The 15,134-nt window shown below is 43.1% G+C and carries 15 protein-coding genes and 1 pseudogene; all 16 read right to left on the reverse strand.

Features of this window, described 5'->3' with window-relative positions:
* Positions 1-515 precede the first annotated feature (515 nt).
* Positions 516-1,688 (reverse strand): low temperature requirement protein A, encoded by a 1,173-nt coding sequence (locus I1A59_RS07805; protein WP_196092222.1) that lies wholly within the window; start codon positions 1,686-1,688, stop codon positions 516-518.
* A 143-nt stretch (positions 1,689-1,831) separates the two neighbouring features.
* Positions 1,832-3,217: a DUF4767 domain-containing protein gene (locus I1A59_RS07810; RefSeq protein ID WP_196092223.1), complete on the reverse strand. Its 1,386-nt coding sequence runs from the start codon at positions 3,215-3,217 to the stop codon at positions 1,832-1,834.
* A gap of 9 nt (positions 3,218-3,226) precedes the next feature.
* Positions 3,227-3,886 (reverse strand): hypothetical protein, encoded by a 660-nt coding sequence (locus I1A59_RS07815; RefSeq protein ID WP_196092224.1) that lies wholly within the window; start codon positions 3,884-3,886, stop codon positions 3,227-3,229.
* A gap of 148 nt (positions 3,887-4,034) precedes the next feature.
* Positions 4,035-4,958 (reverse strand): DUF6574 domain-containing protein, encoded by a 924-nt coding sequence (locus I1A59_RS07820; RefSeq protein ID WP_196092225.1) that lies wholly within the window; start codon positions 4,956-4,958, stop codon positions 4,035-4,037.
* Between the two features lie 155 nt (positions 4,959-5,113).
* Complete coding sequence (locus I1A59_RS07825; RefSeq protein WP_196092226.1) at positions 5,114-6,283, reverse strand: glycoside hydrolase family 3 N-terminal domain-containing protein; 1,170 nt, start codon at positions 6,281-6,283, stop codon at positions 5,114-5,116.
* A gap of 99 nt (positions 6,284-6,382) precedes the next feature.
* Positions 6,383-7,021 (reverse strand): deoxynucleoside kinase, encoded by a 639-nt coding sequence (locus I1A59_RS07830; protein WP_196092234.1) that lies wholly within the window; start codon positions 7,019-7,021, stop codon positions 6,383-6,385.
* 501 nt (positions 7,022-7,522) lie between these two features.
* Entirely contained in the window at positions 7,523-7,762 is a 240-nt protein-coding gene (gene rpsR, locus I1A59_RS07835; protein WP_135038614.1) for a 30S ribosomal protein S18, read from the reverse strand.
* A 24-nt stretch (positions 7,763-7,786) separates the two neighbouring features.
* Positions 7,787-8,281: a single-stranded DNA-binding protein gene (locus I1A59_RS07840; protein WP_196092227.1), complete on the reverse strand. Its 495-nt coding sequence runs from the start codon at positions 8,279-8,281 to the stop codon at positions 7,787-7,789.
* Between the two features lie 11 nt (positions 8,282-8,292).
* Positions 8,293-8,583 (reverse strand): 30S ribosomal protein S6, encoded by a 291-nt coding sequence (rpsF, locus tag I1A59_RS07845; RefSeq protein WP_196092228.1) that lies wholly within the window; start codon positions 8,581-8,583, stop codon positions 8,293-8,295.
* Between the two features lie 119 nt (positions 8,584-8,702).
* Positions 8,703-9,269: a glucosaminidase domain-containing protein gene (locus I1A59_RS07850; RefSeq protein ID WP_196092229.1), complete on the reverse strand. Its 567-nt coding sequence runs from the start codon at positions 9,267-9,269 to the stop codon at positions 8,703-8,705.
* A gap of 66 nt (positions 9,270-9,335) precedes the next feature.
* Positions 9,336-10,166, reverse strand: a complete 831-nt coding sequence (locus I1A59_RS07855) for an energy-coupling factor transporter transmembrane component T (RefSeq protein ID WP_196092230.1) — start codon at positions 10,164-10,166, stop codon at positions 9,336-9,338.
* Complete coding sequence (locus I1A59_RS07860) at positions 10,163-11,836, reverse strand: DUF3744 domain-containing protein (protein ID WP_196092231.1); 1,674 nt, start codon at positions 11,834-11,836, stop codon at positions 10,163-10,165. The genes I1A59_RS07855 and I1A59_RS07860 overlap by 4 nt, the downstream gene beginning before the upstream one ends.
* An 82-nt stretch (positions 11,837-11,918) precedes the next feature.
* Positions 11,919-12,464: an ECF-type riboflavin transporter substrate-binding protein gene (locus I1A59_RS07865; RefSeq protein WP_196092232.1), complete on the reverse strand. Its 546-nt coding sequence runs from the start codon at positions 12,462-12,464 to the stop codon at positions 11,919-11,921.
* A 9-nt stretch (positions 12,465-12,473) separates the two neighbouring features.
* Positions 12,474-13,307, reverse strand: coding sequence for an S-adenosyl-l-methionine hydroxide adenosyltransferase family protein (locus tag I1A59_RS07870; protein WP_196092233.1), 834 nt, complete (start codon positions 13,305-13,307; stop codon positions 12,474-12,476).
* Positions 13,308-13,456: 149 nt separating this feature from the next.
* The gene (gene nagA / locus I1A59_RS07875) at positions 13,457-14,611 is read right to left on the reverse strand and encodes an N-acetylglucosamine-6-phosphate deacetylase (RefSeq protein ID WP_196092235.1); all 1,155 of its coding nucleotides are present in this window, start codon (positions 14,609-14,611) and stop codon (positions 13,457-13,459) included.
* A 378-nt stretch (positions 14,612-14,989) separates the two neighbouring features.
* A pseudogene (locus tag I1A59_RS07880) lies at positions 14,990-15,134 on the reverse strand (group II intron reverse transcriptase/maturase); the annotation flags it as partial.

Raw genomic sequence — 15,134 nt, forward strand, 5'->3', positions numbered from 1 at the left:
CTATTATACTTGATAATCCATTGGCGTAGTTGATAAGGAGATCTTAGTCCAAATTTTGAAGCTATTTCTAAAAGAGAACCTTCTCCTAATTTATAGGCTTCAACACAGCTAAGTTTAAACTCTGTAGGGCACCTCTAAAAACTAAACTCTTAAAAATTCGAACATTGATTTATCAAGATTTCTACGACATGATTTGATGCAAAACCGGAGTTTTTCGAGGTGCCCTGTAGTATAGCTTTGATTATGCTTCGTGGACTGTAGCCCTTCAGGACCCTGAGATTGATACATTTTAATCCATTTTCGAATAGTACTGCAATCAACACCATATTGAAGAGCTAGCTCGGAACTTGAAGCTTTACCTTCAATGTATTGGGTTACCGCTTTTAGTTTATCTTCAAAACTAATTTTACTTTTACGCGACATAATAAAAATCCTACTTTCGTAAACAGTACTTTATTTATTTGTACTGTCTACTCAAGTAGGACTATATCAGTTTTAAAACCAAGGATTTTTTGTTAGGAGAAGTCCCGTAAATTTAAGCGGGTGTCCGGCTGTGGCAGTCCGTATTTTTGACGCGCTTTCATCCGAAAACGCATGACATATTGGCTCACAAGATAAGAACTAATGCTAAGAACAAGGCCTAACCATAAGGGAGAAGGACCCACTAGCCACAAGGCCAAGAGAGTTACGAGAAGGCCGATGGAGAGGTGGAGAATGTTTTTAGCCTTAAATTGATAATAAGGATAATTATAAACGGTCAGGAAATAAGTCCCTAGGTAGAATAAAACCACTGCAATCAGTAATAAGATTTGCCCCAGCTCAGCATGGTGATGATCGGCTAAAAACTCAACAGAGACCGTAAAGAAATTAATGCCTAATACAACAAGCAAGTGACAATAGAATAAAGGTGCAACGAGTTTTTTGGAATGGTGATCAATCGCTATAAAGGTCTGGGTCATATAATTAATGAACATAAAAGCCATGGCAGTGAAGAGGAAAACTCCATTAATCAGCGTTTCTCCGATCGGATAGGAGCCAATAATCGCAATAACCGACTCCCCAAAGGATAAAATGGTGATCAATTGACCACGTTCGACAGCATGTGGAAAATTGGTTGGAAGGTCTTCCTCACCACTATAAAAAAGCTTAGCAGAAAGAAGCGGAATCAGAACGGGTAAGATGTAGACCACTGACATCCAGATACTCCATCCTCCAATCCCTATCATGAACGGGACTAAAGGAACCATGTATAGCAATAGAGAAAGCATGGACAACTTCATATCCCGATTAAAACCATGGACTCTCCCTTTGATAAAGTATTGTAAGCTTATAAGGCCATAGGCTAAAAATAAGAGGCTATTAAATTGAACCACAACCGGACTTCCAGCTCCCAGTTCGGATGTGTCTAAGTTGAAATTCATGGCCAAGTGCCCTACGACAAACATCAGAGCAATGACTGTATAAATATCGGCTCGCCTAGAATCACCATATTTTTGATAATAAAGAACTTCATTAAACCAAATATTCATTAAAACAATATTGGCCATCACAAATAAAAGAATGTTCTGACCGCTAATGTGTTCCATATGAAAGGAACCATTCAGGGCCCTTAGGGCTAAAACAAAGGCTAAATCAAAAAATAGTTCGTAATTCGAAACGCGTTTAGCCAAACCAGTTTTTGTTGACATACTACTCCTCACTAAAAAGAATAAAAATACAGACCCCATTGTAACAAATCAACTGGTAAAAGAAAAGGGCTAAAAAAGCCGGAAAATACTTCCCGACTCCTATAATCACTCTTAAAACTTGAAAACATTCTTCAGGAAAGACCTTATTGATTGGCGATGCTTGCAAAACCAGCACGTAAATCAGCATTGGCAGTTGGCTTAAGGTAGAGGACCGGGCCATCCCATTGGTTAGTATATAAAACAATAGGGGAACCAGAGCGATCAAATGCAAAATAATAAATATGATTAACAGAATTCGTTAAATACTGATAGTTTGCGACTACATTGTAATCTCCATCCCCACGACCATCAGATGATGCTTTGAGACTAACATCACTTCCGCCAACGTTAAAGGACCATCCGTCTATAAACTTAGTCCCTTTATTTTCATACCCTGGTTGATTCATAGAATTCCCCCAGCTAACCATGAAATCAGCCAAGGCTGCTTCTTTTCCACTATCCCATAAGGCTGGGGCTGCCGTCTCTGTTGAGGAATCGTTCTTGTCCGAGCCGGAGTTTTCTGAAGTACTGGAGGCCTCTTCCTTTAGTGCCTCCGAAATACTTTGAGCTTCCGTTAGAGAGGACGAATTTTTGAGAAGATTGTGATAGGCTTCCTGCATATCCTCTGGAGCTTCTTGGAAGACTGTCTCGTCTTTCTTGGTGTAATAGACTTTTCCATTTGAAGCAAGCAGGATAGTATAAGTCTCCTTGTCCTTATCCAGAAGGTTTTGCGCCAAGTAGACTTGTCCCATTCCAGCAGCTCCTATCAGTTGATCATCAGGTACGCGAGGTTTTAGGAGTTTTTCAAATTCATCCTGTGTACTATTGTAATAGGCATGTGTCGAACCTTTAAGGGAGTATATTTTGAAAAGAATAGCATTATCCGTAAAATCTTTTACCTGATCACTAGACCCCTTCATTCCCAAAAGACGGATGTCATATTTATCCCTTTCTTCAATCAGATTGAGATTGCTTTCATTAGAAGCTTCTTCCAGACTCCCCATCGTAGTCCAACCAAATCCAGCCAAAATATCACCATCAACCGATTCTTTTTTAATCACATGGGCTGAACCAGTTCCGTGTGTTGGCAAGGTCGTTGACCGAACGGTCACCGCATCTTGACCATAGGGACTATCATATAGCCATTTCCCAAAGTTTTGAGAAACCAACTTGGCTTCCTCCTCACTGAGTTGCTCAATCCTCTCAGTATAATCCACTTCTTCTGAACCTTGATTCACTGACTGGGATACCGAGACTTGGCTATTTGTAGACTGGCTGTAGACATAATAGCCAGCTCCCAGAAGAAAGGTAGCTATAAAAATAGTTCCCCATAACCAAGTCGGAAGGCCTTTGGTTGATTTTTGTGCAGGTTGAACTTGAGCGATTTGTGGTTGCGGAAAACCAGCTTGTTTAGCCCGCATAAATTCTTCAGGTGTCGGTTTGCGACCAAAAACTTGCTCAAAAGCTTGAGACCAATCGTTTGCATTCATGCTCTTCTCCTATCCTAACATTTCCAATAGTGGTCCAAGGGCAAAATAACCCAAAATCACAGCCAAGGCAATGGTCAAAAGAACAATCGCAATCATGGCTAGGACTCGCAAAATTCGCAGACCTGTTGAGGTTTGTTGCGGATTTTGATTAGCAGCTGGTTGTGGTTCTTGACTTGTCTGAGAGGTTCCCATTGTTACTGTAGCCTCTTCTGGTCTAGCGATAGCTTGAACAGGTTGAACTTCTTCAGTGACCTCGAATTCAAGACTGGGCTGGACTACTGGTTCCTCTTGTAGAGTGTTTGATTGAGCGGACTGGGTTACAGGCTCTTCTGGCTCAGAAGCCGCTGTCCCATTATCTTCTGGCACTGCTGGTTGAGAAGCGATTTCTTCTGAAGGACTTGTTTGGGATTCAAACCCAAGCTCTTCATCTACTTCTGGACCAACAATTGCTGGAAAGCCTTGTGTTTTAGCTGCCATAAATTCTTGAGGGGATGGATTTCGGTTATAGACTTTGGTAAAAGCCTCCGTCCATTGAGCAGCTGTCAGGCCACCTGATTTTTCCACTACTAGTTCCGGAAAACCCGCCTTTTTAGCCTCCATAAATTCTTGGGGCGACGGTTCCCGACCTTCAATTTTTTTAAAGGCATCAGACCATTCTTTTCCTGTCATAATTTTTCCTCTTTCATATCTGTTGCTTTTAGAATAACATCATTAAGATGTGATTACAAGGTGTATTTAACCAATGGTTAAAAGGAACTAGAAAAAGGCCCATGGATATGATAAACATGGACCTTGTGAATCGTTAACTGAAATTGAATCAGTAAAAGGAAATTAGTTTCACTAAATATTCACCAGCAATCATCGCTGACAAGACACCAAAGACAAATAAGACTAGTCCGTTCACAACAACTGCAAGAATATATTTATAAAACATATCCAAAGAGGATACATCGCGCGAGTGGGCTAAGGCAAAAGTTGTGGCTAGTCCAAACACTAGTAAACTAAGAACAATCAAGATAAAGGCAATAGAATAAACATCGATTAACACAAATAGAGTCGTAAAAGCCATCATGACAATATTCACAGAGAATAGACGTCCGTACCAATCAAAGGCTTTTGTTAATGTGAATTGTGTATCGCTATAAACAAAACGTTTAGCTACAAAACCAGCAAAAATAATGGCAAATAGCGATAAAGCAGCTCCAACTAAAATGGCCATAAAAGCTGAGAAGCCAACTGGATTACTCATAAAAGGGGTTGAACTGTCAGAATAATAACTGTTAAGGCCATTAATGAAATTTGATCCCACTCCCGCTGTTTTACGAGCAATAATAAAGACTGTCAAGGTATAAAACAGGGTCAAGAGACCAAAAGCAATCCAGCCATTAGCAGGGGTTGTTTGTACAACGGATGTTGGTGCTTTCAAGGCTGATACAAACCAATTCCAAAAATTACGTGAGGTCTGCTTCATTTGTTCCTGGCGTTCAGGCGACACCAATGGTGCTGCTTGGGGAGCTGGTGGTACTTGACCTTGTTGTGCAGCTTCTGGTTGAACAGGTGGCACTTGATTCACTTGTGCAGCTTCTGGAGCGACTACTGTTGTAGTTGCTTGTGCAGCCTGAGGTTGACTTGGAGCAATATCTACAATTTCCCCATTTTCCATAGCTGCAGCTAATTCTTCTCCAGTCGCAGGGCGTCCGTTAATTGCCTCAAAATATTCTAACCAATCTGATCGGTTCATCGTTATCTCCTCTTTTTCCTAAACTTTTCTATTGAAATTTAACAATCCGTTAAATCAATACCTCGATATTATATCGTTTCAAAAGCTAGATGGCAATAGACATTGAAAGGATTTTCACGGAATACCTAAGGAAAATAGATTATTGAGAACATTATTCAACCTTCAGTTTCTTTTATCCATTGGTTCAGTAAACCTAGGTCATATTTCCAGGCGAGGATTCGTTTGACAGACTGATCGATCCGCTTCTCGGTCAGTTCACCTTCTTCAATTTTATCCAAAAGGTATTGAATTTGACTGCTGTAGCTAGATCCTAAGATGAGGTCATTACCGGCTTGAATAACCTGAAAAGCTGCCTCATCTTGATCAACAAAATCAGCTAAACCTGCCATATCCAAATCGTCCGTCATAATAACTCCCTTAAAGTTCAGCTCTTTCCGAAGAATATCGGTGACTTTTTTAGAAATCGACGATGGGACAGAATCTACTTGGGTAAGGATATTGTGAGATACAAGGATGCTATCCGCCCCATTCTCGATTCCTGCTTTAAAAGGAAGGAAATCGGATTTCCTCAAACTCTTCAAGGATCTGTTATCACGAATAATAGCTGTATGACTATCCCCATTGTTACCATATCCAGGGAAATGTTTCAGCGTGGATCCTAGACTTTCTTTTTTAAAGGTTTGAACAACTTCAGAAACATAATCTGCCGTTGTTTTAGCATCTTGGCCAATAGTTCGGTTGTAGATAAAGACATCGGGATCTGTTGCTACATCCGCAACAGGTGCCAAACCAGCGTTGATCCCTGCTTCTTTAAGCGTTCGTGATTTCCGTTTTGCATCTGTTACGATAGCATCCATTCCACCTTTATGATACAGTTCCATCGGTGATAAGAATGGTTCTGAAAGAATACTACTTATCCGTGTTACTGTACCTCCCTCTTCATCTGATCCGATCAACATGGGAACTTTGGAGGTCTGTTGAAACGAATCTGTTAACTCTCGAATCCGCCCAATCGTTTGGCCTTCAAAGTCTTTCCCAAACAAGATATAGCCACCCAATTGATAGTCTTTGATATCTTGGATCTGATTGGAATACGGTAGACGGGCCCAAAAGAGCTGTCCAACTTTTTCTTCCAAGGTCATATCATCTAGTAAGGCTTGAATCGTTTTTTCCTTCTGCGATGGCTGCTTCTTTCCACTTTTTGTCACATCCGTCTTACTTTGCGAACTTTTCTCCTTTTGATTGGCCCCAAAAAGGAAAAACAAACTACTAAAAACGAATACATAAAATACTAGAAATACAATCGGTTTTAATCTTCTTCTCATACTGTTCATATTATAGCATCTCTGCTGAACGAGGACCAGTGGTTAAAAAGTAAAAAGCCTCAAGCAGCGTACAAATCTACTCGAGACTCCTTACATTCATTAGGATCTAACTTCCTTCAAAGCATCTTCAATTTGCTTTAAAACAGCCCTCATAGAGTCTTCATCGTTCACAAAGTCAAACTGGTTCCCATCAATTCGAACCTTAGGACTCTTATCATACGCTTCATACCAGCCTGGATAGGCGCTATGAACTTGCTGATAATAAGCCTTTAAATCTGGATTCCCATCAATCTGTTCATAGTCCCGGCCACGAAGGGCAATCCTGTGCAACATGGTGTCAAAGGAAACATCAATATAAATAAGCAAATCCGGTGCTTTTTTAGGCATGCCCTTCAACTCTTCCATCATATTATCTAGAAGCTCGTGGTAAACCTGATGCTCCTCCTGCGTAACATTGCCATTTCGGTAGTTCAAATCTAAAAAGAGAGCATCTTCAAATATAGAGCGATCTAGAACATTATTATCATCCTTATAGGCCTCTTTAATGCTCTTAAAACGTTTATTTAAAAAATAAATTTGCAAAAGAAAGGCATATTTCTCTGGATTTTTATAGTAGAGATCCAAAACGGGATTGTCATCTACCGATTCATAGAAAACCTCTGTCCCAAAATGTTCCCCCAAAGCCGCTGCCAAGGATGATTTTCCGGCACCAATGGTACCCGCTAAAACTAACAAAATTTTCATTCCCTCCTTAGAATTTGAGCAAGTCTTTGAACTCAAAATTGACTATCTCAAAAAAATCAATTACTCCCTACTACTTTATCACAATAGACTTCTTCTTCCTAGAGTCTACCACTAAAAAATGAAAAAAAAGCCAAGCAAAAGGTTAGTAGGAACCTACCTAACTCCTAAAAATCCTCTGGACCGATAGATGGCTTCCTTCTGAAGCTCCATAAAATAGAAAATGAGACCTGAACATCCGTTAGGTCTCATTAATCATTTTATTTTTACGCAGTGGTTGATTCGGTCAAACAGCTAAAAGGCTGTTTGAGGTAATAGATAGAATTTGCGAAGCAAATAATATTTGTTCGCCTTTATTGAGAGAACATTTCATGTTCTCTTATCCAGAAAACTCAAAGAGTCAATTTCTGACTCTTTGACCTCCAAAAACAACCTAATCAACTGTGCGGGGGTGATAATACGAACTAAATTTTATAAAATTTAGTTCTGTATCACTCCCTAATCTTCGTTTACGTAAGGCATTAGGGCCATAACGCGTGCGCGTTTGATGGCGTTTGTGACTTTACGTTGGTTCTTCGCTGAAGTACCAGTTACGCGACGTGGAAGGATTTTTCCGCGTTCTGAAACGAAGCGGCTTAGAAGTTCTGTATCCTTGTAGTCAACGTATTCAATTTTGTTTGCTGCGATGTAATCAACTTTTTTACGGCGTTTGAATCCGCCACGACGTTGTTGAGCCATTGTATTCTCCTTTATAGTATTGTCTTAGAAGGGAAGGTCGTCATCAGAGATGTCCATGGGACTGGTAGCACCAAATGGGCTGTCATTCCGAGAAAAATCAGGCATGCTAGGTTCAGCACTTGGCTGGCTGGCAGCTGGAGCAGATCCAAAGCTGTTGCCACCACCGAAACTTCCGCCACCACTGTTGCCTTCACGGACAGCACGACTTTCCAAGAGTTGGAAGTTGTCTGCTACGACTTCAGTAACGTAAACACGTTGCCCTTGTTGATTTTCGTAATTACGGGTCTGGATACGGCCCGTAATTCCGATTAATGCACCCTTCTTCGCCCAATTCGCCAAGTTCTCGGCTTGTTGACGCCAGATGACTACATTGATGAAGTCAGCCTCGCGCTCACCATTTTGACTCTTGAAGGTGCGATTCACAGCGAGGGTGAAAGTCGCCACTGCAACATTAGATGGGGTATAACGCAAATCTGCGTCGCGGGTCATACGACCAACAAGTACAACATTATTTATCATTTGTTACCTTCTTACGCGTCAAGTTTAACGATCATATGACGAAGGATGTCGCCATTGATTTTAGCCAGACGATCAAACTCACGAAGAGCTGCATCATCGTTTGCTTCAACGTTCACGATGTGGTAAAGACCTTCACGGAAATCTTGGATTTCGTAGGCAAGGCGACGTTTTTCCCAGTCTTTAGACTCAAGGATTGCTGCACCGTTGTCTGTCAAGATTGCGTCGAAACGCTCTACCAAAGCTGCTTTAGCTTCTTCTTCAATGTTTGGACGAATAATATAAAGAATTTCGTATTTAGCCATTGATATTTCCTCCTTTTGGACTAATGACCCATGTCTCCATGAGTAAGTGAGGCTTATTCTCACAAGATACTATTATACAAGAAACTCTCACCTGAGGCAAGAGTTTTCTTTCTTTTTTCTTAATAATCGTATTGAGTCAAGTTGTACTGCTCAATCAGACGGTTAAGTTTGACATTATAACTTGAATCTGTCGCATAAGTTCCTGTCAAGGCCAAGGTAGCATCTTGGTAGGAAGTGGTATTGGCCTTCCATGTTCCTGCATACATAGGCTGAGAAAGCACAAGCGCATAGTCTGTTAAAGAAGCATAGTAAGAGGGGTAGCTCCGGAATTGATCCCGGATTTCATACATGTCACCACTCCCATCATCCTCATTGGTCAAAAAGGTAACCCCCTCACCTTGGTAGGTTCCCTTAATCCCAAATAAATTGTAGTGAGGAGCCTGAGACAAGCGACTGGCGCCACGTTCCGATTCCAACAGGGCTTGGGCAATCATAACTGAAGCATAAAGTCCATAGTGATCTGCCACCACCTGTGCATCTGGCGCAATCGCCTCTACGAAGCTATCTTCAGTTGCCACAGTATAAGTCCCCTGCTCAGTCTCGACAGCCTGATACGCCATAAAGCCCAAACCCACTGTTGCCAAGGCCAAGATAAGAAGACCTAGCCCTTTTTTTCTCTTAGGCATCTCTTACTCCGTTCATCCATTTTTTTCTTTAGTCTAACAAGAAAAAAGAAGGAAGTAAAGGAAAAACTAGAGGGACCATGGATTATAAAAACGACTTCCCTGAACCCACATGAGGTAAAGGGCCAGCAACAAAGAGAGCAGTGCAAGCCCCAAAAGAAGAACGTCTTGCCAGGACCAGGCTTGTGTCCAATACCAGGTCCGCCGTTTTTCCTTCCCAAACCGCCGCAATTCCATGGCCCGCGAAATCGTCTCAATTCGCTCCAAAGAAGTCAAAATCAGTGGAAAAAGAATCAAGGCATTGCCGCGAATACGAGTAAACAGCGGCTGATTCGAAGACAAGTCCAGACCACGGGCCTCCTGGGACTTACGGATCATAACAAAATCCTCTTGGACATCTGGAATGTAGCGTAGGGTCAAACTCACTGCATAAGCAATCCGGTAGGAAACCCCGATTTGATTCAGACTAGCCGCAAACTGACTTGGATGGGTCGTCAAAAGAAAGACTAGAGCCAAGGGCAAGGTCGCCACATACTTGAGAAAAAGATTGGACAAGTAAAACAACTCTTCTTGGGTTAGACTAAAAGGGCCAACCCCCGCCCAAATGAGATGGCGACTGCCATATATCTCGACCCCGTATTCTGGAGAAAAGAGATAAACCATCAGCAAGTTCATCACCGCAAAGAAAGAAGCAAAATAAATAACCCAGCGAATGTTCTTCCAGGAAATTCTGGACAAGCGGAGTGCCACTAAGGATACAAATGCAATCGCCAATAAGAGTCGCGTATCATAGGTAATCATGGCGGCAATCGAAGTCAGCAAGAAAAACAGGAATTTACTAGCACCTGTTAGCTCATGAATCCAAGTCTTCCCCGGCTGATAGCCAATAAAATTGTTCATGCCTTTCTCCCCCTTTCTTGATAAAACTCAGAGAGGACGATGGCATCCGCCCCAATCTTTTGTGCCAGGAAAAAGAGCGAAGTCTCCCGCAAGTGAGCCTGGGCCAAAACATCCGGCCGGGAAAGGAGTTCCCGCGGATTTTGGTCTGCCAAAATCCGCCCCTGGTCCAATACTAAAGCACGATCTGCATACTCCAGCATGAGCTGCATATCATGCGTAATGAGAACAATCGCGTGTCCCAGATCGGCTAATTCCTGTAGAAAATCCATCATTTCCCGGTAATGAGCCTGGTCTTGACCAGCAGTCGGTTCATCTAGGATTAAAACCTGGGGCTCCAACACCAAAATGGCTGCAATGGTCACCCGTTTTTTCTGACCATAGGACAAGGCCGAAATCGGCCAATTCCGAAACGGTGTTAGACCACAAGTCTCCAAGACAGCGGCCACCTTAGGTGCCACTTCCTCCTCCGACAGACCTCTGAGTCTGAGTCCTCGAGCAACTTCATCAAAAATCATGGCTTGAGAAATCATCTGGTTTGGATTCTGCAGAACATACCCCACTTGCCGAGCTCGCTCTGCTAGGGATTGGTCAGCCACTTCCTGTCCCTGCCAGAAATACTGACCTTGGGCCGGTAAGTAGCCCGACAAAAGCTGAGCCAGGGTGGATTTTCCGGTTCCATTTTTCCCGACCAAAGCCACCAGCTCCCCTTTTCGAAGTTGGAGATCTAGCCCTTCAAAAATCGCAGGTCTATCCGGATAAGCAAAGGTCAAGCCCTTCCACTGAGCCAATACTTCTCCGGTTTCAGCTTTTAATCTGCGGGTTGATTCAGGTAACGGAAGTGGAGGAAGGTCTAGGGCTTCCAACTTATCGAGAGGTAGGCCTGCTCTTAACTCCCACCCCAACTCCCTTAGAGCAGTAAGGTATAAAGGTTCGCGGATACCAACCCGTACCAACTCTGAGCTAGCTAATAGTTGGTTGGGAGGACCGTCAAAAGCAATCTGACCATTTTCCACCAGAACAATCCGATCTAGTCCTAGTTCCAACACCTCTTCCAGACGGTGCTCAATGATGACTAGAGTTGACCCTGTTTCTTCATGCAATCGTCCTAGTAATTGCAGACTTTCGTGCGCTGCCTGAGGATCTAGGTTGGCCAAGGGCTCATCAAAAAGCAGGAGGGGACTTTCGTCAATCAAGACACCAGCCAAACCAACTGCTTGTTTCTGACCACCCGACAAATCTTGTGGGCGCTGATGTGCTAACGAAGTTAGACCTAAATTTTCCAACCAATAAGCTACTTTTTCCCGAATTAGTGCTGTTTCCACAGCATCATTTTCCAAGGCAAAGGCCACATCTTCCGCAACTGTCTGGCCAATAAATTGACCATCTGTATCTTGAAGAATACTGGAAATAAGCAGAGAACGCTGGACAATACTAGAAGCTAGCAAATCCTGACCTTTAAACAAGAGTTCTCCCTGAATTTGACCTTCATAAACATGGGGAACCAGACCATTGAGACATTGCCCTAACGTCGACTTCCCTGACCCCGAAGGTCCAATAATGGCTACTTTTTCCCCCTGTTGAATGGTCAGATTGATGTCTTTCAAGGTCGGCTCTGCCTGACTCTGGTACTGAAAGGAAAAATTTTTAAACTGAATCAGTGGTTCCACCATGTCACTCCCTTTTTTCTTCCATTTTATCATAGTTTGGATGTGAAAAGGACAAAATTCACAAGGTGAATTTTGTCCTTCTGATTTATTCTTTGGTCAAGCTACCGGTCTTGACTTGGTTACGAGCATAGAGGCTTAGTAACAAGCTACCTGCGATGGCCACAGTTACTGAATTGGTCAAACCTGCAACGACTCCTTGGGCAAACACCTTGTTAACAGGTTCCTTATAAATCAGAATATCCCCGAGAGGAGCTACCAGTCCCCATAGGACTAGGTTGGCAATCACCTGAACCAGGTTAAAGGTTAGCAGCCCTTTTGAATCTAGCTTGCCTGATTGCAACTGCAAAGTCTTTCTTGCATTTCCAACAATCAAGCCAAAAAGACCGGAAGCAATCACCCAAGACCACCATGGTGATCCACCACGAAGCAAGTCCATATTTGCGTGGCCAATAAAGCCAACAAAGAAGCCAACGATGGGACCATAAATAATCGCCAATAGTGCTTGAATCGCGTACTGAAGTTGGATATAGGTATTCGGAATCGGGGTGGGAATACTAATTAGACCGACAACGATAAAGAGGGCCGCCCCCACACCAATCGCAACAACTTGTTTAATAGATAATTGTGACATTATACACTCCTAAATCTTTTTCAACTGAATAGACCACTGTGGCCCCACGCCAACATTATAGGCCTTGGAGAAAGAGCCCTGATTGATAGCTAAACCTAGACGGTAAACCGAATTCACATAGAGGACTGGCTGCCCAATTCGAACATCCGCAAAGGACTTGCCGTAAACCACTTGGTTTTGGTAAACCAACATGTCATTGTTATAGATGGTGACTTCAAAGCGATCACCAAAGTCAGGCTCCAATTTTTGAAAGTCTTCCCGTTTGATTGAGGTCCAAAGGGAGCCAAAGCGTACATCCAAAATGTCGACAACACCTTGCACCCAGTCTGGGCCATGGGTGGTTTTGACAACCGGAATTTCCACAATGTGCTCCACACTTAGTTCCGGACCTACCTCTTCGAAAGTAATGTGACCGCTGGCTAATTTTGCCCCTGTGTAAGCATAGACGTCACGTCCATGGAAGGTGTAAGAATGTTCTGTGTTGGCACGACGGTTGGATACCTCAGAAATTTCCCGTACCGCCACCACTTCATCCTTGATATAGGACAGGGTTCCATTATCTGGCGTCACAATATATTGATTGCGCTTAGTCAAAGCCACAACACTCTTGCGTTTGGAACCAACACCTGGATCCACAACCGACACAAAGGTTGTCCCCTCTGGCCAATAATCGATAGTTTGGAACAGGCGGTAGCTCGCCTCTTCAATATGATAAGGCGTGATATCATGCGTGAGATGATGAATATTCAAATCCCGTGCTTCTTCCAAAGCTACCCCAATCATGGCCGAAACCGCTCCATCCACTAAACCAAAATCCGATTGCAATACTAATAAGCGATCCATACATCCTCCCAGTGACTACTTTCTACTACTCCTCTATCCTACCAGATTTCCAATAAACACCCAAGACGAATTTTCTTATTGAGGCCATTAAATTTTTTTATGAAGAAAAAAACCAGGTGATTCGCATCACCTAGTCTTCACTAAGAATTCTACTTAGCCTGATAGCGCAATTGCCCATCCAAGTAAGTTTCTTGCAACTCTAGTTTAGGACTCCAAATCAAAAAGTCTGCGGCTGCACCAGATCGAATCTGACCACATTCTTGTTCGAGATGAAGTGACAGTGCAGGATTCAAGGTCGCCATTCGCAGCGCCTGCTCCGGATTGGCTAATCCCCAGTCCACTACATTTTTCACCCCATCCTTCAATTGAAGGATGGATCCAGCTAATGAGCCTGAATCTTTCAAACGAGCCGTTCCCTCTTGGACCACGACTGGGAAATCCCCTAGATGGTAATCCCCATCCGGCATCCCCCCTGCCCGCATACAATCAGTAATCAAAGCCACCTGATCCAAGCCCTTTTGATCCATCAAAATTTGGCAGGCACCTGGATGCACATGATGACCATCACAAATCAATTCCGCAAAGGTGTGCGGCAACTGATACATGGCTCCAACCATACCCAGCTCTCGATGGGTTAGGCCACGCATACCATTGTATGCGTGAACCCACACACTTGCTCCTGCTTGAACAGCCTTCCGAGCCTGATCAAAGGTGGCATTGGAATGCCCCAAAGCAACCGTAACCCCTTCCTGGGTCAAGGTTTCCACAAATTCTTCAACCCCATCCCGCTCAGGAGCAAGCGCAATTTTCTTAATTTGTCCCTGGGCTGCTTCTTGCCAATCCCTAAATTCTTCCAGACTCGGATCTTTCATATAGGCCGGATTTTGAGCTCCTTTGAACTCCTCTGTAAAGTACGGGCCCTCAAAATAAATCCCTTGGATTTTTGCTCCCTTAGCCTCTTTGTAGCGAGCCCCAATTTGTTCCGATACTTGGCGAAGATCCGCTGTATCTGCAGTCAGGGTTGTTGGAAGGAAACTCGTCACCCCAGTGCTAAGAAGCCCCTCACTCATGGTTGTTAGGACTCCATCAATGTCCTTATCCATGACATCGATCCCTCCAAACCCGTGAATATGGGTGTCGACAAGACCCGCACTTACCCAATAACCGGTGTAATCACGAATTTCCCCAGATTCTGGTCGCTCAGCCTGCCATTTGCCAAATCGACCATCCTTGATTTCTAAATAACCTGCTCCCTTTTTCTCATAGGGATAGAAAAAGGCATCTGCTTGAATATAGTAGTTCATCATCGATTCCTCCTTATAGTTATTATACACCTTGATGAAAAAAATGGAAATGGTCTAGACCGGTTTTTTCAAACATCACTCTCAAGCCAAAAAAGCTGCTACTACTAGGATGGAATAGGGTAAGAAAAAAAGACCACATCTCACAATATACTCTTTTAGTTTATCTTTTATTACTGTGTTAGCTCGTCTTGTCGTACTTTAGTACTGCCTGCGACTCGCTGCCTTGTACTAAAAGCAAACTAAAAGACTATACTTTCCTTTTATTACAAAGCAGCTTGCTGATATAACTTTCCAAGAAAGTTTCAAATAAGTAATCGAGTAGGGACTAATGGATAGTCCCTCTCACACCACCGTGCGTGCCGTTCGGCACACGGCGGTTCAATTAACTTTTAACGTATGTCGTTTTAAGTAGTAATCGAGACAGCTGACCAGTCCTCGTTTGGCGAGGACTGGTTTTGATATTGCTCTCTTTAATACTGACTTTTGTGCTACTAGTTGATAGTGGTCACCCCAACCTGACACC

The sequence above is a fragment of the Streptococcus sp. NLN76 genome (assembly GCF_015686645.1).
Classification (GTDB): domain Bacteria; phylum Bacillota; class Bacilli; order Lactobacillales; family Streptococcaceae; genus Streptococcus.

Excerpts from the sequence above, each read along its gene's own strand:
- I1A59_RS07805 (WP_196092222.1), bottom strand. The coding sequence starts at position 1,688 with ATGTCAACAAAAACTGGTTTGGCTAAACGCGTTTCGAATTACGAACTA.
- I1A59_RS07810 (WP_196092223.1), bottom strand. The coding sequence starts at position 3,217 with ATGAATGCAAACGATTGGTCTCAAGCTTTTGAGCAAGTTTTTGGTCGC.
- I1A59_RS07815 (WP_196092224.1), bottom strand. The coding sequence starts at position 3,886 with ATGACAGGAAAAGAATGGTCTGATGCCTTTAAAAAAATTGAAGGTCGG.
- I1A59_RS07820 (WP_196092225.1), bottom strand. The coding sequence starts at position 4,958 with ATGAACCGATCAGATTGGTTAGAATATTTTGAGGCAATTAACGGACGC.
- I1A59_RS07825 (WP_196092226.1), bottom strand. The coding sequence starts at position 6,283 with ATGAGAAGAAGATTAAAACCGATTGTATTTCTAGTATTTTATGTATTC.
- rpsR (WP_135038614.1), bottom strand. The coding sequence starts at position 7,762 with ATGGCTCAACAACGTCGTGGCGGATTCAAACGCCGTAAAAAAGTTGAT.
- I1A59_RS07840 (WP_196092227.1), bottom strand. The coding sequence starts at position 8,281 with ATGATAAATAATGTTGTACTTGTTGGTCGTATGACCCGCGACGCAGAT.
- rpsF (WP_196092228.1), bottom strand. The coding sequence starts at position 8,583 with ATGGCTAAATACGAAATTCTTTATATTATTCGTCCAAACATTGAAGAA.
- I1A59_RS07850 (WP_196092229.1), bottom strand. The coding sequence starts at position 9,269 with ATGCCTAAGAGAAAAAAAGGGCTAGGTCTTCTTATCTTGGCCTTGGCA.
- I1A59_RS07855 (WP_196092230.1), bottom strand. The coding sequence starts at position 10,166 with ATGAACAATTTTATTGGCTATCAGCCGGGGAAGACTTGGATTCATGAG.
- I1A59_RS07860 (WP_196092231.1), bottom strand. The coding sequence starts at position 11,836 with ATGGTGGAACCACTGATTCAGTTTAAAAATTTTTCCTTTCAGTACCAG.
- I1A59_RS07865 (WP_196092232.1), bottom strand. The coding sequence starts at position 12,464 with ATGTCACAATTATCTATTAAACAAGTTGTTGCGATTGGTGTGGGGGCG.
- I1A59_RS07870 (WP_196092233.1), bottom strand. The coding sequence starts at position 13,307 with ATGGATCGCTTATTAGTATTGCAATCGGATTTTGGTTTAGTGGATGGA.
- nagA (WP_196092235.1), bottom strand. The coding sequence starts at position 14,611 with ATGAACTACTATATTCAAGCAGATGCCTTTTTCTATCCCTATGAGAAA.